The 24,215-nt window shown below is 31.6% G+C and carries 25 protein-coding genes; 17 read left to right on the forward strand and 8 right to left on the reverse strand.

Translation table 11 applies throughout. The features are described 5' to 3' along the window. Nucleotides 1-17: 17 nt before the first annotated feature. From OEM44_04670 to OEM44_04690, 5 genes are all read left to right on the forward strand, one after another. Nucleotides 18-587: an SMC-Scp complex subunit ScpB gene (locus OEM44_04670; protein MDH3516093.1), complete on the forward strand. Its 570-nt coding sequence runs from the start codon at nucleotides 18-20 to the stop codon at nucleotides 585-587. A 66-nt stretch (nucleotides 588-653) separates the two neighbouring features. After that, nucleotides 654-1,037, forward strand: a complete 384-nt coding sequence (locus OEM44_04675) for a 30S ribosomal protein S8e (protein MDH3516094.1) — start codon at nucleotides 654-656, stop codon at nucleotides 1,035-1,037. Nucleotide 1,038: 1 nt separating this feature from the next. Next, on the forward strand, nucleotides 1,039-1,338 hold the full coding sequence (locus tag OEM44_04680; protein ID MDH3516095.1) for a hypothetical protein: 300 nt from the start codon (nucleotides 1,039-1,041) through the stop codon (nucleotides 1,336-1,338). A 74-nt stretch (nucleotides 1,339-1,412) separates the two neighbouring features. After that, nucleotides 1,413-1,682, forward strand: a complete 270-nt coding sequence (locus OEM44_04685; protein ID MDH3516096.1) for a Gar1/Naf1 family protein — start codon at nucleotides 1,413-1,415, stop codon at nucleotides 1,680-1,682. After that, nucleotides 1,679-2,635 carry a transcription factor IIB gene (locus tag OEM44_04690; protein MDH3516097.1) on the forward strand — a complete coding sequence of 319 codons (957 nt, stop codon included), beginning with the start codon at nucleotides 1,679-1,681 and terminating at the stop codon, nucleotides 2,633-2,635. The genes OEM44_04685 and OEM44_04690 overlap by 4 nt, the downstream gene beginning before the upstream one ends. 748 nt (nucleotides 2,636-3,383) lie before the next feature. Here OEM44_04690 and OEM44_04695 read toward each other — a convergent pair. Further along, entirely contained in the window at nucleotides 3,384-3,512 is a 129-nt protein-coding gene (locus tag OEM44_04695; protein MDH3516098.1) for a hypothetical protein, read from the reverse strand. 316 nt (nucleotides 3,513-3,828) lie between these two features. On the opposite strand from OEM44_04695, the gene sufC reads away from it, so the two are divergent. The 4 genes from sufC to OEM44_04715 all read left to right on the forward strand — a co-directional run bounded on the left by sufC (nucleotide 3,829) and on the right by OEM44_04715 (nucleotide 7,051). Continuing rightward, nucleotides 3,829-4,599, forward strand: a complete 771-nt coding sequence (gene sufC, locus OEM44_04700) for a Fe-S cluster assembly ATPase SufC (GenBank protein ID MDH3516099.1) — start codon at nucleotides 3,829-3,831, stop codon at nucleotides 4,597-4,599. A 291-nt stretch (nucleotides 4,600-4,890) separates the two neighbouring features. Continuing rightward, nucleotides 4,891-5,565, forward strand: a complete 675-nt coding sequence (locus tag OEM44_04705; GenBank protein MDH3516100.1) for a chlorite dismutase family protein — start codon at nucleotides 4,891-4,893, stop codon at nucleotides 5,563-5,565. A 141-nt stretch (nucleotides 5,566-5,706) separates the two neighbouring features. Next, a complete protein-coding gene (locus tag OEM44_04710) occupies nucleotides 5,707-6,705 on the forward strand; it encodes an aldo/keto reductase (GenBank protein ID MDH3516101.1) in 999 nt (332 codons plus the stop codon). A gap of 7 nt (nucleotides 6,706-6,712) precedes the next feature. Then, nucleotides 6,713-7,051: a hypothetical protein gene (locus OEM44_04715; protein ID MDH3516102.1), complete on the forward strand. Its 339-nt coding sequence runs from the start codon at nucleotides 6,713-6,715 to the stop codon at nucleotides 7,049-7,051. Here OEM44_04715 and OEM44_04720 read toward each other — a convergent pair. Continuing rightward, complete coding sequence (locus OEM44_04720; protein MDH3516103.1) at nucleotides 7,048-8,061, reverse strand: Lrp/AsnC family transcriptional regulator; 1,014 nt, start codon at nucleotides 8,059-8,061, stop codon at nucleotides 7,048-7,050. The genes OEM44_04715 and OEM44_04720 overlap by 4 nt on opposite strands. Nucleotides 8,062-8,164: 103 nt before the next feature. Between OEM44_04720 and OEM44_04725 the strand changes: the two genes are divergently transcribed. After that, on the forward strand, nucleotides 8,165-8,818 hold the full coding sequence (locus OEM44_04725; protein ID MDH3516104.1) for a bifunctional precorrin-2 dehydrogenase/sirohydrochlorin ferrochelatase: 654 nt from the start codon (nucleotides 8,165-8,167) through the stop codon (nucleotides 8,816-8,818). Continuing rightward, nucleotides 8,815-10,080, forward strand: coding sequence for a glutamyl-tRNA reductase (gene hemA, locus OEM44_04730; protein MDH3516105.1), 1,266 nt, complete (start codon nucleotides 8,815-8,817; stop codon nucleotides 10,078-10,080). The genes OEM44_04725 and hemA overlap by 4 nt, the downstream gene beginning before the upstream one ends. Nucleotides 10,081-10,416: 336 nt before the next feature. On the opposite strand, the gene OEM44_04735 is transcribed toward hemA, so the two are convergent. After that, complete coding sequence (locus OEM44_04735) at nucleotides 10,417-12,087, reverse strand: DUF790 family protein (GenBank protein MDH3516106.1); 1,671 nt, start codon at nucleotides 12,085-12,087, stop codon at nucleotides 10,417-10,419. Nucleotides 12,088-12,144: 57 nt separating this feature from the next. Beyond that, nucleotides 12,145-13,656 carry a DEAD/DEAH box helicase family protein gene (locus tag OEM44_04740; GenBank protein ID MDH3516107.1) on the reverse strand — a complete coding sequence of 504 codons (1,512 nt, stop codon included), beginning with the start codon at nucleotides 13,654-13,656 and terminating at the stop codon, nucleotides 12,145-12,147. A 337-nt stretch (nucleotides 13,657-13,993) separates the two neighbouring features. On the opposite strand from OEM44_04740, the gene hemB reads away from it, so the two are divergent. Both hemB and OEM44_04750 read left to right on the forward strand, forming a co-directional pair. Further along, nucleotides 13,994-14,974 carry a porphobilinogen synthase gene (hemB, locus tag OEM44_04745; protein MDH3516108.1) on the forward strand — a complete coding sequence of 327 codons (981 nt, stop codon included), beginning with the start codon at nucleotides 13,994-13,996 and terminating at the stop codon, nucleotides 14,972-14,974. Then, on the forward strand, nucleotides 14,971-15,282 hold the full coding sequence (locus tag OEM44_04750) for a hypothetical protein (protein MDH3516109.1): 312 nt from the start codon (nucleotides 14,971-14,973) through the stop codon (nucleotides 15,280-15,282). Before hemB ends, OEM44_04750 begins: the two co-directional genes overlap by 4 nt. 454 nt (nucleotides 15,283-15,736) lie before the next feature. Here OEM44_04750 and OEM44_04755 read toward each other — a convergent pair whose 3' ends face one another. After that, nucleotides 15,737-15,907: a hypothetical protein gene (locus tag OEM44_04755; GenBank protein MDH3516110.1), complete on the reverse strand. Its 171-nt coding sequence runs from the start codon at nucleotides 15,905-15,907 to the stop codon at nucleotides 15,737-15,739. Between the two features lie 147 nt (nucleotides 15,908-16,054). On the opposite strand from OEM44_04755, the gene OEM44_04760 reads away from it, so the two are divergent. Beyond that, nucleotides 16,055-17,890, forward strand: a complete 1,836-nt coding sequence (locus tag OEM44_04760; protein ID MDH3516111.1) for a sensor histidine kinase — start codon at nucleotides 16,055-16,057, stop codon at nucleotides 17,888-17,890. A gap of 52 nt (nucleotides 17,891-17,942) precedes the next feature. Next, nucleotides 17,943-18,308, forward strand: coding sequence for a response regulator (locus OEM44_04765; protein ID MDH3516112.1), 366 nt, complete (start codon nucleotides 17,943-17,945; stop codon nucleotides 18,306-18,308). Between the two features lies 1 nt (nucleotide 18,309). Here the strand turns inward: OEM44_04765 and OEM44_04770 are convergent, their stop codons facing one another. Continuing rightward, nucleotides 18,310-19,173 carry a hypothetical protein gene (locus OEM44_04770; protein ID MDH3516113.1) on the reverse strand — a complete coding sequence of 288 codons (864 nt, stop codon included), beginning with the start codon at nucleotides 19,171-19,173 and terminating at the stop codon, nucleotides 18,310-18,312. Between the two features lie 164 nt (nucleotides 19,174-19,337). Here OEM44_04770 and OEM44_04775 point away from each other — a divergent pair, with 164 nt between their 5' ends. Beyond that, nucleotides 19,338-20,144, forward strand: a complete 807-nt coding sequence (locus OEM44_04775) for a tetratricopeptide repeat protein (protein MDH3516114.1) — start codon at nucleotides 19,338-19,340, stop codon at nucleotides 20,142-20,144. 358 nt (nucleotides 20,145-20,502) lie between these two features. Continuing rightward, the gene (locus OEM44_04780) at nucleotides 20,503-22,128 is read left to right on the forward strand and encodes a cation:proton antiporter (GenBank protein ID MDH3516115.1); all 1,626 of its coding nucleotides are present in this window, start codon (nucleotides 20,503-20,505) and stop codon (nucleotides 22,126-22,128) included. Nucleotides 22,129-22,543: 415 nt separating this feature from the next. Here the strand turns inward: OEM44_04780 and OEM44_04785 are convergent, their stop codons facing one another. Together OEM44_04785 and OEM44_04790 are read right to left on the reverse strand one after the other, a co-directional pair. After that, nucleotides 22,544-22,696, reverse strand: coding sequence for a hypothetical protein (locus OEM44_04785; protein ID MDH3516116.1), 153 nt, complete (start codon nucleotides 22,694-22,696; stop codon nucleotides 22,544-22,546). Between the two features lie 132 nt (nucleotides 22,697-22,828). Continuing rightward, nucleotides 22,829-24,085 carry a hypothetical protein gene (locus OEM44_04790; protein ID MDH3516117.1) on the reverse strand — a complete coding sequence of 419 codons (1,257 nt, stop codon included), beginning with the start codon at nucleotides 24,083-24,085 and terminating at the stop codon, nucleotides 22,829-22,831. Nucleotides 24,086-24,215: the final 130 nt, after the last annotated feature.

The raw sequence follows: 24,215 nt of genomic DNA on the forward strand, positions 1-24,215 counted from the left end.
AGAGGAGACATAAATAGTTGACAAAAATTGAAAATACCGATGAGGCAACAGCAAGAATCGAGGCTGCACTATATTCAGCAGGCAGACCTCTTAAAATTGAAGATATAATCAGAGCATCAGGTACAGAATCAAGAACAAAAACCATTGGATTGCTAGAGAACATTATGAAAAAAACAAAATCAGCATTTAAAGCACTAGAAATTGTTATTCTTCCAGATGGATCGTATGTAATGCAACTAAAACCAGAGTACAGTGCAACAATTAAGAAGTATGCTTCAAAACCTGTTCTTCCAAATGCTACACTTAAGACGCTATCATATATTGCATATATGCAACCTATATCATCAAAACAGCTTGTAGAAACAAGAGGGTCTGGAGTATATTCGCATCTAAAAGAATTACGACAGTTAGATTACATCAGTCATCAAAATGTAGGAAGATTAAAAATTTACATGACAACTGAAAAATTCCAAAAGTATTTTGGAATTCAAGGAGATGTAGAAGATCTTAAACAAAGATTATTCTCCAAGGTGAGAAAGACTGCAAATAGACAAACTAGCCAAGAAATGGTCACAAAACTAAACTGAGTTTTTTTTTAATTTATGGCTAAATTTTGCGTTTTGTATAAATTAGAGTAAGTAAGACACGAATCTGTGAGAAAATCAGTAGAGAATTTAGCAACTAGTAAGATTACAGGCGGCAGAAGGCATCCGCTTAGAATTAGAAGAAAATATGAAATTGATAGATACCCAAATGAGCCTGTTAATGGCGCCCAAATAACAGTAACAAGACGGGTTCGTGGGAATAATAAAAAAACAGCTTTGAAAACAATTGATTTTGTCAATTTAGCAACAGGTAGAGACAAGGTAAAAAAATCAAAAATCATCAAAGTATTAGAAAATGCAACAAACAATGATTACAAAAGACGAGGCATCATTACAAAAGGGGCAATCTTAGAGACGCAAGAGGGAAAATGCAAAGTGGTTTCAAAGCCCGGACAAAACGGAATAGTTAACGCAATTTTACTAAAGGAATAAAATGAAAGATTACGAGCATGTCGTAATCTGGTTGGATTATTTCAACAAGAATTTAAAAAAATCAAAAGGCAGAAGACTAGGGTTAGAAAAATGTGTTTATGACCCCTCATTGAAAGAATTAATGGATGCCACAACATCAGGAGGATTTGAAATTACAGAATCAAACGACAAAGTAAGGTATCCAAAAAGACCATTTGTGAGGTCAGGATATGTTATAATACCAAAAAATTCCCCCAAGACAAAAATTCTTAACAAAATTTCAGAAAAATTAGTTGCCAAGAGAACGAAACAATCAAAATAAAATGAAATCTAGCTCTTAGATAAAGTAAAGTTGACAGAAGTCTATGATAATAGTACCATAATTAAGAATGCTAATTGCAGGAGGTAGGCGAAATAATGCACCTAGCCGCCAGTGGAAGGGTAATCATTCAACTATCAAAGGAACTAGTTGAAGGACAGATACTCTGTGACGAAAAGGGTACTAGAGTTGCAAAAGTAATGGAAATGATAGGTCCAGTAAAAAGACCATTTGCTTCAGCAATGCCATTAACAAATAGCATCAAAAAGTACATTGGCAAAAATGTTTTCGCATCAGAAGAATCTCCTGTAAATAAACCAAAAAAATTTAGGAGAAAACAAAAATGAACATACTAGAAAAACAAAGCTGTCCTGAATGTCAATCTTCATTAGTAGATGACATGCAGAATGGTGAAATAATCTGTTCTGGTTGCGGCGTAGTAGTCGATGATCAGATTTCAGATTTTGGTCCAGAAACAATAAGTTCAAGTTTTGAAGACAAGATGAAGCTTGCAAGAGCGACAGGCCAGACAACTTATTCTCAACATGACTTGGGAATAACAACTGAGATTTCAATCAGTACAAAGGATTTTAGTGGAAAAACATTAAATCACGATGTTGTAAATCAAATGCACAATCTCAGAAAATGGCAACAAAGAGTAAGAGTTTCATCACCAAGAGAAAGAAGGCTTGCAAATGTTTTAACAAAAATGGGTGAAACATGTAATGGTCTTAATCTTTCAAAGAATGTGTTAGAGACAGCTTCTATGATATACAGAGGTTTGGATGGCCATATAGAAGTAAAAGGAAAATCAGTAGCCAGCATTACTGCGGCTACAATTTACATGGCATGCAAGCAATGTGAAGTAGTAAGATCTCTTGAAGAAATCATTCGCGGAATTTGTCCATCTAAAGATGTTAAATCAAAAACAAAACTTGCGGCAAGATACTATAGAACCATGGTAATGGAGATGGGTCATTTAACTGCTCCAGTAGTAACCATGGACAAATATATCTCAAAGATAGCAAACATGACACAAACCGAGGTAAGAGTTGAAAGACTTGCCTTGGAGATTGCAGAAAAAACTAAAGGTAGTAGTATTGCAGATGGAAAAGCTCCAAACGGAATTGCAGCAGCATACCTATATGTGGCATCTGCCTTGCTTGGACAAAACGTACTCCAAAGAGACGTTTCAAGTATTGCAGGAGTTACAGAAGTTACTATCAGAAACAGATGTAAAGAAATTCTAACATGCTACAAGCTCAAAATAACATTGAGACCGTCTCTGGCCAAATATTAACACCCACCCCTCTCTTTTCATTTTATTAAGAATGCACGTTAGGATTTATGCATTCATCACAAAAATCACATTAAAAATCAAAAATTCATTCAAACTTAACGCACTTTTTGGGCATATCCTAATTCTAAATCGTATTAGTTTAGAGTTAATGACAGAATAAAGTCTGCCAAATGTGGAACATTTCTTATCCAGAAAGATTTGGTGACAGATATTGATATGTTAATGCACTTCAAATACCAGATCATCGAGATACTGTAAAAAAATGTAAACATCAATACTATCAGTAATTGGAATTATATCCAATAAGATATTCACAATTCAAGATTCAGTTAAATCAAACACCGTCCTGCATCTAATAATCATTATTAGAATCTGGAGAATTCAATTAAAAACAAATTAAATCAAATACAACATATTGACTGTTTGAACTTTTCTGTACTAATTTGATAGTTACAACTCTTACAAACTTGCCAACTTCTCTTTTTTAGAACATTTAAGGTTACATCATAAGATACACAATACATTTTGCCATTACATTTTGGACATGGTATTGGTATGCCTATTTCCATACTAAGCATAATACCAAAATGTCATAAAAGGAACAAGTAGAACTGATAAATTGTTCATAAAAAATCTCATAGAGTAATCAAAATAGCCACTTACCAAACAAGGAGGAAAAATAGAAATATTGAAAGATAAATCTTGATCTGCTTCACAAAATTACAGATATAGTTTATTTAAGATAAAACTATGCAATCAAGACAGTTCTGATCTTTTTGATTGGATGATGTGAAATGTCTCTATGGATGACAGATATTGGCTCCTGCTTGAATGTCATGTCACATCGATAACATTTCCAGACTGTTGTGGTTTGCATATCATGTTATTGTAAAGTAAGAATAAAAGGTTCAAGAATAATTCGTTCATCCCTATCAATCACCAAGGATTCTAGAAATGATCTAAAAACAATCTAGGTTGCAATAACGTGAATTTGAGTTTGTATCACATCTAAATTTAGGAATAATCTTTTTTTGCTAAACTTATTTTTCATGCTATGCTTATGGGAAAAATTTGTTGAAAACATATGAAATTATGATTTTTTTGCAATTTAGTAGATAAAGGGCACTATTCGGTGTGATTAGGATTAGCTAAATTTCGTCGGTATTATATAGAGAAACAAAATAATTTGTAATATGGCAGTACTAGAAATCAAGGATCTTCATGTTACAAGAGAAGGTAAAGAGATTCTAAAAGGAGTTAATTTGAAAACAGGTCCAGGAGAAGTACATGCCATAATGGGTCCAAATGGTTCAGGAAAGAGCACATTAGCTTATACATTACTTGCGCATCCAAAATATGAAGTCACACAAGGTGACATATTATTGGATGGTGAAAGTATCTTAGACTTAACAGCAGATGAAAGAGCAAAGAAAGGATTATTCTTAGGATTTCAATACCCAACTGAAGTTTCAGGCGTAGGCTTCTCTCACTTTCTAAGAACAGCATACAATTCATTAAGTAAAGCACTTCAAGGAGAAGACAGAGAAGTATTCATTACAGTCAGAGAGTTTCAAAAATATCTAAAAGAAAATCTCGAAAAAGTAGGATTAAAAGAAGAGTTCCTTTCAAGATACCTAAACGAAGGGTTCTCAGGCGGAGAGAAAAAACGTGCAGAAGTTTTACAAATGGCTGTCCTAAAACCAAAGATTTCAATTTTAGATGAACCAGATTCAGGATTAGATATTGATGCTGTACAATCAGTAGCTAAAGCAATTAGTAAAGTGTCAAGCAAGGATGCAACAGTTATCGTAATTACTCACTATGCTAGAATTTTAAAATTCTTAGATAAATTAGATTACGTACATGTGTTTGCCAGAGGAAGAGTGTTGAAAACAGGTGATGCTTCACTTGCAGATAAATTAGAAGCTGAAGGATACGATTGGGTATTAGAACAGACAGCATAATCAAATTTAACCGAAATGATTTTTTAGAATAAAAATTCGCAAATAGTTATATCAATTATCCAAAGAATTTTTAGAAACAAAAGAAAATTGAAAAAAACATTAGTATAAAATTAAAACTACTCAAAGACAAAGTAAATAAAGAAATTATTAGTAAAATTACAAATCATTTAGGAGTGTCATCATCACAAGATCAAATAAAATTAGTCTATAAATCACAAAAGAGGACAATAGAGATTTGGTAATAGAGAATCAAGTTTTTTATTTAAATAGGGTTTCAAAATGGAATAGAGTATGTCAGACGATAACAATCAATATTATTTCAATTTCTCATTTTTCAAAGTAGATCCTAAATGGAGATGGATGGCAGATCTTGCAAAAGAAGAATCCGCAAAAGAAGTCGAAAATGTAATAAGGAATTCAGGAATAATGTTTAGATCATACTCAAATTTAGGGTTAAGAGATGACGCAGATTTTTTGTTTTGGTTTGTATCAAAATCAGTTGAAGAAATCCAAATTGTGATTGAAAAGATATACAAAACAGTGTTTGGGAAATACATAGTTCCATCTAGAACATATTTGTCATGTACACGACCATCAGTGTACATACAAGAACAAAAAGCTCAGGGATTTATTACAGGAAATGAATCAAAGAAACATGTCATCGTATATCCATTTACAAAGACAAGAGAATGGTATCTTCTACCAAAAGAAAAACGTCAAGAAATAATGGATGAACATATTGAAGTAAGTAGAAAATATCCACAAATAATACTCAACACAACATACTCATTTGGCATACATGATGAGGATTTCATGCTAGCATTTGAAGTAGACAACATCAGAGATTTCCAAGATCTCATCATGGATTTAAGAGAAACTCAAGTATCATCATATGTCAAAAATGACATCCCAATGATCGTATGTGTAAGAAAAGATATCGTACCGCTTATTTCCAGTTTAGGATAAACCAATAAACAAATACGAATTTTCACCTTAATTAAAATATCATAAGGATACATCTTGGATAGACATAAATGTTTAAATTTTAACTAAAAAAACAGTTTTGAAATATATAGAGACAAACTCAAAACAGTCGGAGAGTAAAAATTGAGATACAATAAACTAGGTAAAACAGACATCAAAGTATCAGAATTGGGATTTGGTGCGTGGTCGATTGCACTTGATTGGTGGGGTAAAAAAATTGAAGAAGAAGAAGCAAAAAGGATGCTCAAAAAAGCATATGATTTGGGAATCAACTTTTTTGAAACAGGTGATATGTATGGGAAAGGAAAAAGTGAGAAGCTAATTGGAGAAGTTTTCAAAGATATGCGAAACGAAATTGTCATATCCACAAAATATGGATATGATTTTTCAGAAGTTGAACAAATTGGACATAGTGAACTTCCACAGAAGTTTGATGAAGCATTTACAAAAAAAGCACTAAAAAATAGTTTAGAGAGATTACAAACAGACCATCTTGATATGTATGGATTACACAATCCAAAATTGAGACACATAAGAGACAATTCCATTTTTGACGTGCTTGATAGGTTTATTGCAGATGAATCAATCAAAACATACCAAGTTGCATTAGGCCCTGCAATTGGATGGACACAAGAAGGTCTTGAAGCAATGGACAGACCGAATGTCAGTGCAGTTCAAACAGTATATAACATCATAGAGCAAACCCCAGGAAATGAATTAATGCGAAAAGCTGAAGAAAAGAATGTCGGAATCCTAGTCAGAGTTCCAGAGGCATCAGGGATTCTAACTGGAAAAGTTAATGCAGATACTAAGATAGATGAAAAAGATCATAGATCAGTAAGAAAAGGTGAATGGATTAAAGAATCATTGGAAAAAGTGGAACAACTCAAACCAGTTGCACAGAGAAATGGATTAACAATTACAGAGTTAGCAATGAAGTTTATCATGTCAAAGAAAGGATTTGCATCAGTATTTCCTACAGTAATAAGTGAAGAAGAGATAACAAATTACGTAGAGATGACCAAGGGCAATTACATTCCAGCATCAGACATGAAAGATATTGAAGAGCTGTACAATACATGGCCTTCCTATGAATTAAAGGCAACACCTCAAGCAAATTAATTTGTAAATGGACAGCCCAATAGATTTTAAAAAAACATTAGAAGTAATTGAAGGAATGAAAATTGCCAAAATAGGCAATTACAAAAAATGGAAACAAATTATCAAAAAAATAAAAAATGAGCAGCCATTAAATTCTGGAGAATCTGAATATTATACGAATTTAACACGAATTTACAAAGATTCAAGCATAACTAGCAGAAGTAAAATATACCACACAAAATTGTCAAAACAAGATAAGAAACCGCCATGTAATGCTTGTGGGAGAGATTCCCTATACTATTGCAACATGAATGATCAATATTTTTGCACGGTACACATAGTAGGTCACGATGAAAATGAATTCTAAGAAGATATTGTTTCTTCCAAACTAAATGAATTCTCTACAAAATATTCCACACGTGTTTTTTTAAATTCGCGTGAACTGAAGAGAATCTTATAGTCATCAACATGTATTTGTTCTTGAATTGTTTTTGCCATCATATTTGCCTCATCATGAGTTTTACAATGAATCATTGAAAATACATTATATGGCCAATCATCATATGTTGGCCTTTCATAACAGTGACTTACTTGTGGAAAAGACCCTAAGGTTTCACCAACTTTAGAAATTCTATTTTCAGGTACTTTCCAAACAATCATACCATTTGCAGTAAACCCAACTTGCCTATGTCTTAAGATAGCAGCAAATCTTCTCATCACACCTATATCTTCATAATATTTCATTTTTTCAAATAACTCTTTTTCAGTAATACCAAGATTTTTTGCAGATTTTACAAATGGTTCGTCAATTATTGCCATATCTTTTTGTAATTCACGGATAAACTTTTTGTCTTCTTCAGTAGCTTTAAATTTTATATTTTTGATCTCTTTTTTTACCTCTGTTGGTGCAACCTCATGTTTCTTATCATCAACCATATCTAATTTTACACCAATCTTGAACAATTGTAAAGTGGGAAGCATTCTAACTTTTTTAATTCCTTTAAGAACATTGAATTTAGCAAGTTCTTCTTTCAAATCAGAACCAGGTGGAACAGCCAAAGTGAACCAAAGATTAAACTGATGATCTCGTTCATAGTTATGACTAACACCAGGATGACGATTAATTTGATTTGCGACATTTTCCAATTGATCATCTTCAATCTCCATTGCAACAAGAGAACTGGTGTAACCAAGTTTACGAGTATCAAATATTGCACTCAATTGTCTTAGAACCCCAATTTCTTTGAGTTTATTTAATCTATTTTTGATGTCTTCAGGAGTAGTGTTGAATTTTTCAGCAATAGCATCAAAAGGTCTAGTCACAAGAGGAAATGTCCATTGAATTTCATTTAAGAGTTCTTTATCAGATTCATCCATAGAAGTCACTATGACAATAACTTGCCTATTCAATTAAAAATGTAGCTGGTATTTTACACCTTGATTTTTAATACATAAATAGAAACTCTAGCCCATCTGATCGATGATAGTTGATCTAAATATTCACGATAAGACAGTAATTGTCATCGGAGGCGGAAAAGAGGCTCAAAAAAGAATTAATTCATTGTTAAAACAAGATTGTAAAATAACAGTAATTAGTGATTCAATCAATACAGAAATTGCCAAATTATCAAAAGCAAAAAAAATTAAATTTGAAAAACAGAGAATTAAAGATGTAAAATTTATTTCAAAATTTAAACCAGATCTTATCATTACAACAACAAATGATAAAAAAATAAATCAAAATATAATAAATGCTGCAAAAAAGAAAAAAATCATCACATATAGTTCAGATAATCCTGAAGACAGTGACTTCTCAAATCCTGCAATAATTGATTTGGAAAGCACTATTCAGATCGCAATTTTTACAGGAGGTCAAAGTCCAATCATGTCAAAAAAAATCAAAGCCAAATCAGAAGAAATATTCAAGAAAATAATTTCAAAAGAAGACATAGCTCAAGTCAAGATTCAAAATATCGCAAGAAAGTTGGCAAAAGAAATGATCCATACCCAAACTCAAAGAAGAGAATATTTACATAGCATCATGGCCGACAATGATATTGATCAGTTAATAAAAGACGGTCAAATGAAAAAAGCTGAAAAACGGGCAATTACAATATTGAGGAATTGGAAATGAATCAAAATATCATCAATGCAAGGGTAACTTTTCGTAATTCACCAATCCATATTCTAGAACAATTTACGATTAAAGACATAGAAAATGCATATGAGTTATTTAAAAAACATTCAGGATTAGATGAGTGTGTAATTATTCAAACATGCAATCGAATAGAATTGTTTGGAAAATCAAAAATGAATGATTTAAACAAAATTAAAAAAACATGGGCATCAATCACTGGGCTTGAAGAAGAAATATTTCATGAAAACATGGAATATGTTGAAAATAAAGATGCATTTTACCATTTATTGAAATTAACCTCTGGATTAGATTCTATGGTACTTGGAGAAGAACAAATTTTAGGACAAATAAAAAATTCAATCACATCAGCTAGGGAAATCAAAGCATCAGGGCAACACCTTAACACATTATTTGACAAGGCAATTAGAATTGGAACTAGAATAAGAAATTCAAGCGGAATTGGTGCAGGAGGTATTTCAGTTGGTTCTATGGCAGTTAAACTTGCAGAAGAAAACATAGATGAATTAAAAACAAAGAAAATTCTACTAATTGGAACTGGTGAAGTATCAACCCTTGTTGCAAAATCACTACAAAGACGTAGATATAATTTTGATGTTACAAGTAGAACCATTGGAAGATCTCAAGCATTTTGCGAAGCAATGGGAGGAAATCCAATTAAATTTGAGCAGATTCTTTCAGGATTTCATTATTATGATGTGATATTTGTTGCAACTACTGCACCATACTTTCTTGTGACAAATGAGAGAATAACTCAGGCAATGAAAGATAAGAAGGAAGGAATGATGATTCTTGATTTATCAAATCCAAGAACAGTTGATGAGAAAGTCGCAATCATAAAAGGGGTGAAATTGATGAATTTGGATCAAATTGCAGAAATGGTGGAAAAAAACATGAATGCCAGATTAAACAAGGTGAAAGCAGTTGAAAATATAATTAATGAGGAAGTGTGTGTACTAGAAGCCTCAATGAAAAGATTAGAAGCAGAACCACTTGTGAAAAAGGTATTCAAGAATATAGAGAATCTAAGAGAAAAAGAATTACAGAAAGCACTTCAAATGCTTGATGAGAAAGATGAAAAGAAGATCAAAATAATAGAAGAATTAACTAAAGCAGTAGTAGAAAGCATTGTTTCAACTCCAATGAACAACATAAGAAAAGCATCAGAAGCAGGTAATCCGTATGTAGTAGAACTTGCAAGTAAGCTATTCGACTATAAAAAACATGATAACGTAGAGTAGAATTACAGTTTATAGTATTTGTTTTGACTAACACAAGATTTGAGCATTTCAAATATATCTAAAACAATGTATGACATATTTCAGTTATAGATAATCCATGAATAGTGCGTAATTAGTTCATTGGTATTTGTATGTGTTTGGGAAAAACTATGCTAGTTAGATAGATTCATGTAATGATTAAGTAGCAGTAGGTAATTCACACATTATTGTAGATGGATTATCAAAGATTAGTAGTTCTATGAAATAAAATAACCTTTTAGGCACACACCAGGAATACAATATACAAATGAAGTTTAAGGATTACACTAAGAAAATAAGTTACAGATAAAAATTTAATTATTTTTGAATTATTATTGCATCATCGGGATCTAAACTATTCCAAACTACATCATATCCTAATTTAGACAACAAATCAGCATGACATGAATCAGGAATACCATGTGAGTTCATAATCGTGCATGCTTGAATGAATTTAGAGATACCCTCAAGAGAAGCATTTACAATATCAGCGTTTTCTTTTGAAATCAAATATGAACCAACAGTAATGTATGCATCAGGATAATTAGCATTGATAATCTTCAAAGCTGCAGTTTCCGGAATAGCATGTTCTAACGCAATTTGTGTTACAGAGATTAGTTGCAAATTATTTTTATCTAATTTAATTTCAATACCATCCATCTTTTCTTTAGTAATTTCAGTATCAATTCTTTTCAAGTATTCTAGGATGGGTTTTATTGGAACATCTTTTTTAAAAGTGAAAACATGATATTTAGAAATCATCTCTATTTGAGAACATGACAATTCCGAATTTACCGCAACTAACAAGTCAATACTTCTGCTATTTTTCTTTTTTTTATGATTATCAAATAATGCCTTAAGTTTAGCAGTTTTTCTGTCAAGATACTCTTTTGTCCAAAAACCCACAATCTCCAAGTATACTTTTCGTCCAAACCGCTCAAACAGAAAATCAGGAATCATAGCCTTGCCATCTGCTATCAAAGGATCAGGTTCTCGAGAAATTTTCCATCCAAACTTGTCGTTTTGATCAAAATGATGATAAAATCTCTTTGCAAATGCTGCTTCTATAGAACTATCATAAACATAGTCATCATTTATCCCATAGTCATTATTTTGATATGTTGTTTCTATTGTAGAACGAAGGAATTCTTGGGCATCATCATTTTTCAATTCAAATGAATAAATTTTTTGTCCATCGTCTGTCTTTTTTACTATTGAGCCATTGATTTTCCAAGTTGGTGTATTTAAAATTGAAGGTAATAATTTTGCCATCGATGCACCATATCTATAAGTCATCTTAAAAAGACTAAGCGGCCCTTCTAAAACACATGTTATGGAATCATCATCAGATTTAACTCCTGAATTATGTTCCAAAGTATACATCATACCATATTTTTTTACATTACGTAAAACATGTTTCCAATAAATACCACCTTTCACATAAAACTCCAACCGAGTACATTTGAAAAGAAGAGTTTGAAATAATGAAAGATTATACCAAAAAATTAGATCTTTAGTAGTGATGGGCTCAAATCGTGTTAGTATAAGATTCTCATCTTTATCACTCCACATCATGGTTTCAATTTCATTAGATGTGATATGCATCTGATTTGCAAGTTGTTGGATAATAGTTTGTCGTTGTGAATCAGATAAAGCCCAACCTTGCTTGGAGGATTCTTCAAACAATTTCTGTCTTATGAGCATTGGGGTCAGGATAGAAGATGATGAGTCTAATCGTCCAAAAACAGAACGCCTCTCCAACAATGTAAATAATCCTCGTACTAGTTTGTAATCATATTCAGATTCAAGTAGCCTAACCTTTTGTAATAAGTCACCTTTACGCTGTATGTTTTTTTGAGCATCAATAAAAAATACAATAAGTTTGTTGGCAAGTTCGTAATCGGTACCGTTACCAAAAGCGACATTACAAAATAAGGGGATTATCTTGCCTTGACTAACCCTCGTACGCAAAAGTTCAGATGAAAGCATTAGGATATAGCCTCAATCGGTTTTGTTATTTTTTTATACATCGTATCAACTCTCAGATTACTCTGAACCTGTATTTGCAGAAGAATTTTTTTTCAATGCAGTAATCCTTTTTGCACTGGTATTTGTTTCCCGTGTATTTTTTGAAACCAATTCAACTAGTCTTGCCTTTCTTCCATTTTGTTTTGGTCTCAAAATTCTACCTAGTCTTTGTATCAATTCCCGTCCGCTACCTGTACCACTCATAATTATTCCTAATTCTGCATCTGGGACATCTATTCCTTCATCTAATACTCTAGAGGTTACAACCGCATTATACATACCAGACTTGAATCCATCCAATACATTTTGCCTTTCTTCTTTTACTGTCTTATAAGTGATACATGGAATCAAGAATTGGTTTGAGAGATCATAAACCATTTTATTATTCTGTGTAAAAATTATAGTCTTTGTATTTTTATTTTGTTGTAAAATGTTTTTTAATTCATCTATCTTTGCTTTGCTGTTTAGTGCAATCTCATTTGCTTTATTTCTTGCAAGCATTGCCTCCCTTGCAATCTTATTTTTATTTGACATCATGATTAATCGTTTAAGATTATGCATTGATGGAATATTGAATCCTAACTGTCTAAGGTTTGCTAAGAATTTTTTATAATTGATTTCATATTCTTTTTGCTCTTCTGTAGTAAGGGTGACTTGTATTGTATCAACAACATATTCTGCCAGATATTTTTGATTCGAGAGTTTTTGTGAACCAAGACGAAAAACAACTCCACCAGTAAGATACGGAATTAATTCATGCAAATCATCTTCTCTTTCTATTGTTGCAGTCAAACCCAATCTGTATGGTGCAATAAACTGTTCTGCGATGGAGCGATATCCAGGTGCAGGAAGGTGATGTACTTCATCAAAGATTATGAATTTGAACTGATTTCCTATCGAAGATGTTCTAAGATAGGCAGAATCATATGTTGCCACAGTAATTGCTTGAAGGTCATCTTCACCTCCACCTAATTTCCCAACAGAAATGTTTTGTTGATTTTGGATAGTAGTTGACAAGTATTTAGAGATATTATTTGACCATTGTTCCATTAAATCAATTGTTGGAACTATAACAAGTGTAGAAGCATTTACTTTTTGGATGGCCTTTATACCTATAGCCGTTTTTCCAGCACCAGTAGGTAAAATAACACATCCCCTCATAGATGATTTTTCCCAATTTTTGATAGCTTGTTTTTGGTAATCTCGTAATTCTAAATTGTTTATTTGAAACACAGGAGATGGGATAAAATCAGGTACATTATCAACAAAATCTAAATCACTTTTTTTCAAATACTCAATAATTTCTCGATAGTTAAGAGCATAAGATCTAAGATTTTTGGTTCTGTCATCGTATTTGGTACTCGGTATTTGTATGAGTTCACCATCTTCAATCCTAATCGTGCCTTTGTCAAAGAATAGTTTAGGATTTAGTGATGAATCATATGTCAAATCCACTTCTTTGTTTGTCAATATCATTATAATCATTTTTGATTGACATTGATTATTTCTGACCGTACATTCCCATCCCACTAAAGATACACTATCAGGTTAGGGACGTATTCTTACTACCCATCAAATTTTGATGCAGAGTTTCACCTCATACACGTTATCATCCAGGATGTAGTACCGAGGACGTGTTCTATGCCAAACCGTTAGATGACCTACGCTTTCATCTATTTTTGACGTGTTTAAGATTTAAACTGTTTGCAAGATATTGAGAGAGGTTTGGTCAACTAGTTCACATCTATCTGAAGACACAGATCCAATTCCCACTGCCAAGATCAATGCAAAAAAATGACATGCAGATATTTAATCTAAACTTTTTGGTTTAGACTAGGATTATATTTTACCCAAAGAGAATTTCAGTATGTCATTTCCCACTAGACGTCTTCGGAGACTAAGAATATCAGATAAAATGAGAGAGTTAGTTCAACAAACAACATTATCTTCAAAAGATTTCATATGTCCGGTTTTTGTTCAGGAAGGTCTAAAAAATAAAGTGAATGTAAAATCAATGTCAGAAATTGAAAGATTGCCACTTGACGATGTAAACGATGAAGTGGAGAAAATTAGTGATTTAGAAATTCCTGCAATCATGCTTTTTGGGATTCCAACTTTAAAAGATGAAGCAGGAAGTTCTGCATTTGATGATAAAGGAATTGTTCAAAAAACAATATCTAAGATTAGAGAGAATTTTGGGGATAAAATAGTAATAATGGCAGATGTATGCCTATGTCAATTTACATCAACTGGACACTGCGGGATAATTCAGGGAAATAAAATAGATAACGATACTAGTTTAGATACACTGGCAAAGATTGCAGTAAGCCAAGCAAAATCTGGCGTAGATACAGTATCACCATCAGCAATGATGGATGGTCAAGTTGCAGCAATAAGAAAAGCCCTTGATGATGAGGGATTCACAGATGTTTCAATAATGTCACATTCAGCTAAACATCGCTCAAACTTTTATTCTCCATTCAGGGATGCAGCAGAATGCGCTCCTAAATTCGGAGATAGAAAAACATACCAAGTTCCATACACAAATGCAAGGGAAGCAATGATGGAAGTTGAGACAGACATCAATGAAGGAGTAGATATTGTAATGATAAAACCAGCATTATCATACTTGGATCTTATTGCAGAGACAAGAAGAAAGTTCAATATTCCTGTTTCAGCATATAGTGTTTCTGGTGAATATGCACTAGTCAAGGCTGCTTCACAGTTAGGATATGTAAATGAAAACGATATTACGGAAGAAATTCTATATTCAATCAAAAGAGCTGGAGCTGACATGATAGTTACATATTTTGCCAAATCAGCTTCAAGGTTGCTTCAAGAATCATGAGAAACGACGAACGTTTTGAAATTCAAAGAGCTTTTGACCTATTACCACATGTTGTGGGTGCAAGTTGGGCAGCAGTTTGGTTTAGGATGAAAGGAATCAAAAAACCCACAAAAGAAGAATTTAGAGAAAAAACATTAGAATATATAAAAATGGTGGAACCTGTCTTTAAATCATATCCTAATGAAGAAGCATTTTTAGAAATTCGCAAGTATATTGAGTTTAGAAAAAATGAGGAATATGAAAAGATAAGATCAGGGGAAAACAAAGAAATTGAAATCAGATATAAAAGATATGTGGATTATGGTTAGAATCTTTGAATTATAAAAAATAATATGAAAAATTAAATTTGGTGTAATTGTTATGTATTGCAATTGCACTTTACAAAATAATATACTAGTACGTTACAACTAATGATTTTAAAAAACTGTTGGTTAATAGAGACCATTATGAATAGATGTATTCTGTAAATGATATATTTTGCCGTTACTTTGAATTGCAATATGATCTGTTATTGTTTTAAGGGCTAAAGAGTTGAACAAAAATTCCATAACCATGTAAAATTATCAATAAAATAGAAAATCAAAAAATAAGAATTGCAAGAAAATGAATTATGCTAAACAGCATTAGACCAATTATGGATGTATCTATTAAAACACTTGTTATGAATTGTACGCTATCACTTAGAGGCCTCTAATAACTCAGGATTGAATTTTATATGGTTTTATCCGTATGTTTTTGGATATTGAAGACATATTATTTGAATCAATAATCATCATCCTCTGCAAATATCCAAGACAATCCCATGATATCCATTGCACATATGTTCTGTCCAGAAAGCAATTCTGTGTGGATTTTTTCCCTTTCTTTTACTGGTGTATCTACCAGAATAGTTGAAGGCTCAGGTTGCCTCGATTTTAAAATTAATTGATTCATGAAAACGAATAATCAGTGAAATATATGATTATGCCCATTAATTTGTGGCATGCCTTTATTAATTCAAATTAGTGAATGTTTAAATTCATAGTTCAATGATTTTGGCTAGAATCCATAGTGAAAATCTATTTTTTAATAATTACAGTTATGCTTGGAATTTCTTTAATGTTTACAATTGTTGGACTAGTTTCCTTTGATCTAAGTGTAAAGGAAATAAAAAATCTTCTAGGTTCGAGAAATGAAGGTTTTGCATTTAGCATGATTCAAGGTTTAGATAAACACATAGAAAGTCGAATATTAGCATACAAAGAATTAACAAATCTAGACACTATACAGATTGCATTAAATGACTCAAATAGAAAACATGAAAGATTCCTACAGATACAATCCAAATCCAACACATCAGAGCAGCAAATAGAAACTATAAGAGCATCCCCATTCATTGTTGAAGAATCACAGAGAGTTTTAACTGAAGAACTTTTAGACACTATTGAGTTTTATCATGATGAGTATAATTATGATGTAATTGAAGAATTATTTGTAATAAATGCATATGGTACAAATGTTGCTTTAACATCTGGAACATCTACTTTTTCTCAAAGTGAAGAAGAGTGGTGGAAAATTACAAAAGAAACAGGATTGTATATTGGCGATATTGATTTCAACGAGCAAGAGAATCATCACACAATGAATTTCGCATATAGGATAGATAATAAATCAGGTGAATTTATAGGAGTACTACATGTTTTAATTACTCTTGATGACTTACTAAGTGATTTTAAGGAAGAATCAGACGTCATAACAATACCAGGACGTAATGTATTGTTGATAGATGAAAGAGGGTATTCAATTTATTCAAATAAATCAATAAGATTATCAGATTCACCGATTCCATATTTCAATATAATTTCACAAGGAAAAGATGTAGAATTCTTTGAGTTAGACGACATAGATGATTTTAAGCTAATATCTTATGCAAAATCCACAGGATATAGAACATTTGAAGGATTTAATTGGACTGTCATAATTGTACAAGATAGCTCTTCTATTGTAGAAGAATTCAATGAGTTGCGTAATTCTATTTTTACAATATCAATTATTGGCATACTTGCATCTATTATTGGAGGTTTTTTAATATCAACCACTGTTTCTGCCCCCTTAAGACACCTTACAAAAATTGCAAATACGATATCTAAAGGTGATTTTACCATCAATACTAAAAAAAGTCGCATTGATGAAATTAAAACTATTAGTAATTCTTTTGAAGAAATGGTAATAAATCTCAAAAAACTAATTGAAACTGAAAAACAGTTAGCTGAGGCTCATGTAAAAATTAGAAATGAAAGATTAACTGCGATTGGAGAACTTGCAGCAAGCATGGCTCATGATATGAAAAATCCACTAAGCACTATCAAAACATCTTCTGAAATTTTACAAAAAAAGACAGAACAAAGTGCGGAAACAAAAGAGGTATCAAATAGAATGAATCGTGCTATAGATAGAATGTCACATCAAATCGATGATGTGTTAAATTATGTACGAATTACACCGCTAAAATTAGACACAATAAAGATTAATGAATTGATGAATACAGCAAAAAAATCTTTGGAGATCTCAGATAATATCGTAATTTTAATTCCAGAGTCAGACATTCAGATTAAGGGTGATTTAAGAAAATTAGAAATTGTGTTTATCAATATTTTCTTAAATGCTATCCAGGCCATTGGAAAAAATAAAGGGCGAATTGAATGCAAAATTGAACAAAAAGGCACTAATGTGATAATAGAAATTCAAGATTCGGGACCAGGTATACAGGGTGATGTTTTCTCAAAGATTTTCGATTCACTTGTAACTACAAAACAACAAGGAACAGGATTAGGCTTGTCTACGTGTAAAAATGTCATTGAACAACATCATGGAACAATTACTGCTCAAAATAACCCCACAAGATTTGTAATTACTTTGCCCCTAGAGTCAGAATAAAATATGCATAATTTTTGCGAAAGTTTTATCATGGGTTGTATTGAGGTTTGAGATATTGGTAAAAAAAACAATTCTATTAGTTGATGATGATGTGGATCTTTTAGAAAATACAGCTTATATGATAAAAAGTATTGGCTATGACGTAGTTACAGCAGATAATGGACAAGATGCGGTCTTCAAATACAAAGATATCCGCCCAGATTTGGTAATCATGGATGTAAAGATGCCTAAGATGGATGGATTTGACGCATTCTTTAAGATGAAACAATTTGATAAGGAAGCAAAAGTTATTCTCATTACTGCTTTTGCCACAGATGAGAAGAAACATCTAAAGGCAAAAAGCATGTCACTGCTTAGTACAATTAATAAACCGTACTCCTTTGAGCAATTAGAAAAAATTGTTACAGAACATGGATGAATTATTTACTTTCTAACTTCTTTAATTTAATAAATCTATTATTATAAAATTTAATTGCTTCATTTACAAAATCATAATACCATTTTTTAACATATTGATCTTCATGAAGGATTTTTTTCCATTGTTTAACCTCTAAAGATGTTTGTTTATTTGATAATCTGAATCGTGCAGGGACAAGTAAATTCGTGTAAAACCAAATAGAAATCTGATTTGCTAATTCCTCTTCTTCAATTTGTTCAAAATTATTTTGATATTTTACATTCAAATAAGTCATTAATTCATAAACTGGAAAATTTGAAATCTTTGCAATTTGAATATTATCCATAAATAAACCAGCAGCTAAACTTTTCAGTCGATAGATTTCATTTCCGATATTAGATTTTAGATAACTCCACTTTCCAAAAACAATGGGCAGTACATTTGTGTATTTTTCTGCCATCGTATCTATCTGCTTATCAGTTAGATCTAAAACATCCAAACAATACAAAATTCCGTGTAGGGATAACCTATATTGATCTGCAGGTGCTTTTACGTAACTTTTTCCATCTTTTACTACCAAGCCTAATTCTAGCAAGCCAATCGTATGCTTTCCTCTAGCCATTCTACCCACCAGTAATCTTCTGTATTCTTTTTCCTTAGTCCTAATGCTTCCCGAATCATCAAGATGTGTTTTTGCCATTCCCCACGTGGTTAATGTTCCATTCAAAGCTAAAAGTTCTAGCATTTTTTGAACATTTTCATGATGTTTTGTACCTAGTTTTTTTCTAAAGGAGTAACTTCCAAAAAGTCTCTGCGCAGTAGGTCGTGTATACATCTTATAGGCATATAAATTTCCATAAACAGTTCCTTGATCTTCTAATGGCATACCACAGTTTTACGGGTATCTCAAATAATAACTATGTCAATTAGCATTATGTTTACAATATACAATAAAACACATCACAGAGAATAGTAGACAAAATGAACATACGAAAAATAAACAAATAAGCACTCAAAGACTTGAAATAGTTCTAAAACGGGTATTATATGATGTTAAAACAAGTATTCATTATTTTTGGGATTTTTACATTATTTAGTGTGGGGTTTTTACAGATAGGATTTGCAGAAATTGTTCCAGAATGGGTAAAAAATACTGCAAAATGGTATGGTGATGGGATAATTTCAGAAATAGAATTTCTAAATGCGATCCAATATTTAATTAACAATGGGATTTTAAATACCGAAAAACAGAATGCCATTCCAAAAATTGAACCAGATGATACAAAACAAGAATTGTTAGAATACGGAATAAATCAACTTGAATTAAAAAATAATTTAGCAGCATTACAGTTTTTCAATAAAGCCCTAGACAAAGATCCACGAGATGTGAAAGCATTAGTAGATAAAGGTATTGTGCTTGCAAGACAAGGGAATTATAAAGATGCTAAAGCACTATTTGATAAAGCAATAGAAATTTCAGAGTCTCAAGGTAAAGTAAATTACAAAGCAATAGCTAATGCAGGAATTGTATTATCAATATTTGGTGATCCAGATGAAGCAATAAAATATTTTGACAGAGTATTAGATAACGAGCAAGAAGTAAAACAAGAAACACTACTTGCAGTTTTAACTAATAAGGGAGTCACATTGTTAGAACAAGGAAAATATGAAGAGTCTATTTCATATTTTGACAGAGTACTAAAAATCGAGCCGGATAGAATTGGAGGATTAGTAAATAAAGCAAATGCATTACAGGAACTAAATAGAACTGATGAAGCATTTCCATTATTTATCAGAGCACATGAGTTATCAAATGATCCGCTTAGCTGGAAACCCACATTTGTAATAATAAAATGACATCATATGATAAAATCATTAATCCATAGATTAAACATAGAAAAATTAAAATCGTAAAAAAATTTTCAACATATCATGATAAAATAAAAATGATGTACATGCAAATGTAATTAGATTTTAAAATGAGGAGAAGATTAGACTAGTTTTGATCCGATTAACTATATGACATCAAGAAGAACAAAACAACTAATCATTAGTGTGCCAATTGGCGGAAATTTAGTTTTAATCACATTTAAATCAGATGAATAGGGGTAAAAATATCATAAAAAGAGTAAGAGGTATTACTTGACGACATCAATATAAAAACAATTTAGAATTGTTTAGTTTATCTATTGAAATATCAGTTATTTAATCATATATGGCATTTGAAGCAATTCTATTCATAGCAGTACTGCTTATCGCAGCAAAACTAGGAGGAGAATTACTTTATAGAATAGGCCAGCCAACAATACTCGGAAATGTTCTTGCAGGAATCATTGTAGGCCCTGCATTTTTGGCAATAGTACATCCAATTGAAGCAATAGAACTTTTTGTCTCAATTGGAGTATTTTTCTTGTTCTTTCTAATTGGTCTTGAAGAAATTGACATTGCAGGTTTATTCAAAGTCATGAGAGGTAAGATTTTTGCAGGTTCTGCAATTGCATTTTTGATCCCATTTTTGGTCGCAGGAGTTTTTGGATTAGTGATAGACATGGATTTTGTAAGTGCATTTGCAATTGCAAGTGTCATTGCAGCTTCAAGTTTAGGTGTTACAGCTAAGGTACTAAGTGATCTTGGAAAACTAAAATCAACAATTGGGCTTGAAATTTTTACCGTAACTGCAATTGTAGAGTTTATCGCAATAATTTTTGTAAGCGTGTTCATCCAGATAGATACGAGTTCTGAACTTCCTGATATAACCGAAATATCTTGGCTTTTTGCAAAAATGATACTTTTCTTTGCAATAGCAGGATTCATCTCTGTGTTTGGATTACCACGGTTCTTGAGACTTCTTAAAAATCATCTTCGTGTCAAACAAGCATATTTTGGTATGGTGATCGGGGTGATTCTACTAATAGCATATTTTGCAGAAATCAGTGGAGTTCATGGAGCAATAGGTGCACTTCTTTTAGGTATTGCAGTATCAAGGATGAGCAGAGATGAATATGATGAAATTTCAAAAAACATTAGTGTCGTAGGATATGGGATTTTTATTCCAATATTTTTTGCAGGAATCGGACTACATTTCAGCGTAGCGTTTTTAGAATTAGAATGGTGGATAATCATAATTTTCATAATAATCATGACAGGAGTGAAGTTTCTTAGTTCCTACATTGCAGTGCGTATAGCCAATATGAGGCCTGCAACAACTGTTGCATATGGAGTAATGTCAAAAGGAGCAGTAGATTTGGCACTAATGCTATCTTTACTTCAGGCAGGGATAATGGAGGATAAGTTGTTCTCACTTTTAGTTCTCGGAACACTAATGACCATGATAATATCAACTGTAGAGCTTCAACGCAAATTAAAGAAAATAATTCATGTCAAGGTAGGAACACTAGAACTAGGTCTTATTCCAATCTATTTCAGAAGAGTTGTATCAGATACCCCAGTAATTGCAGTTATCAACAGGATATTTTCTAAAACAAAATCAGACATTACAATCAAAGAATTTATTAAAAATAACAAAATTACAAAAAACCCATTTCTGGTTTTTGACAAAGATGAGAATCTTGTAGGACTCATCTCAAAGAATGAAATAAATAAATCCCATAAAAAAACACGAGATAGTACAACTATTGCAGATGTGATGTATAAAAAATTCCACACAGCGTTACCTGATGAATATCTATTTTCAGTAATTCAAAAGATGAATACTCACCCATTTGACATGATTCCAATCATGGATCCTAAAAATAATAGAAAAGTAATTGGAATTGTAACTAACAAAGGAGTAATGGAATTATTAACAGATACTAGAAATATCAAGTCATTACCAAAATGATTTGAACAATATGGATTATCTGAAAAATGTTAATTAGAGTTTATCACTGAATCGTCAAAAACATATTTTTAGGACGTTCGTCAGAAGATAGTTTTCAATTGTAATGTTTTTTCATTTTTCTTCATCATCATACAGGTAAAGAGTATGTTTATCTTCTCATGGATAAATTCTCATCACATTTTTAACATTTAACTATAGTCTTATGATGTTTATGGCTTGTGCATATAACCGGATCTTCAAAGTTTGAAAATTTAGTAATACATCAAGTGCAATTATTTTTTGTGTTAAATGGATTTCTCAGAGACAGAGAAATACAGTTTCAGTAAAATCAGATTAGATTATGGGTTTTGCAGTGGAAACATAACATACCAAAAATCAATAAAATATTCAACAGATGAAATTTCTAAAAAACATGTCAATACATAGTTTTCATCTTTTTCTTTTTTCTCACATCTTTTTCTTTAGAGGATGATTTTACTGAATAGTCATAATCAGGATATAATTTTAAAAACCGATTTTCAACTCGTTCTTCACCAAAATCATCGCTAATTTCGTTTTGCTGTGACATTTTATATCAACCAACCATCAAACTCAAGGTCTGTCAAATCCTATCCTCTATAACCCTACGACATATGAGAATATCAACATATCATTTCTTGATTTCTTGAGTTAACGAAGTCAAATAATTTAAAAAGAGAATTCAGTTATTAAGAGATTGTAAAATTTTATCACTAACTTTGATCATTTTTGATAAAATATCTGATGCCGATTGCTCTTTTTTGGTCGTATCGGCCAAAGTTTTCATTAATTGAATTTCATATTCAATACCTATTTTTAAGCCAATTTGGAAAACTTTTGGTAATTTTGAGACATTTGGAGACACTAAAATCTCAGTTATTTTTTGATTTTTTTCATGTTTAAGGTTAATAGAATTTTTTACTATGGTTTTCAATAATTTTTCAAAATTTTCATACATGTTTGACTCTAATTTTGTCATAGTAAATTTTTTTGACATTGTTACAGTTCTTTTGATATTAAGTAGAGCTTGATTAGATTCAATATTTTCAAAATCTTGAGAGGTAAGTTCTACACCATGTGCATCTTTAATGGTATTTACAATATCAGAAATTGCATCCTTTCTGCAAGAAGACAAAGTCTTTCCAAAGGGACAATTTTGACAATTTGTAGTATAGTACCTAAATCCTTTATTACCAAAACTGGATAACACTAATTTATTTTGATTTCGAAGTTTGGTCATAACTCTTGATACTACAGCCTCATCAATATCAATAATGTTAGAAATTTCTTGATTAGAATATGAGCCCTCATCAAGTAATTCTAAAATTTCTTTTTCAATTTCTCCAGGAGATCGTCTAGATTTTTCTTCAATTGCATCTGCGATGTAATGCTCAGTAAGTTTTTCTTCAGTATCTAATACAAGTTGTTTCCCATCAAACTTTACATCTAGCCCAGAATTTATTTCAGTTTTAATTATTTTTTCTAGTAATCTCTCAACATTAGAAATTTTAAAATTTCTAACTAATTGTTTAAGATCATCAATTTGTATTGGATTTCCTTTTGAAAGTAAGAACAGTAATGCCCATCGAATTTTTTTTTCATTACTTGTTTCAATTTTACGAAGAATGTTACAAATTTCAGTTATTTTTTCCCATTCAATGTCCTCTAAGATATCTTTAGAATCAGATACTAAGCTAAGTGTGTCAAGGATTTTTGTAAAAGCGTGAAAGTCATTTTTTAAAGTATTAGAATATACATTTGTTTTTTGTCTCACAGATTTTTTATATCGTTCAATCAAATCTTTTTTTAAGATAAGTTTTTCGTTTCTCAAGTCATCAAGATCATATTTGAAAAATTCAAAAAATGAAAATATAGGTAAATTAAGTATATTAGGCTCTAACAGTTTCAGAGCAGCCATCATCGAAGAAGAAAGTGCCATCTAAACAATCGAGCATGAACTTCCTATGATAAAAATGTGCATATTTAGAGATATTTGAGTATGAAAAATTAGATTGCCACCAAAGATATCAGAATGACCTTCATCATTTCATCAAGATCTATTATTGTTG

It is taken from the genome of Nitrosopumilus sp., from assembly GCA_029862745.1.
Classification (GTDB): Archaea; Thermoproteota; Nitrososphaeria; order Nitrososphaerales; family Nitrosopumilaceae; genus Nitrosopumilus.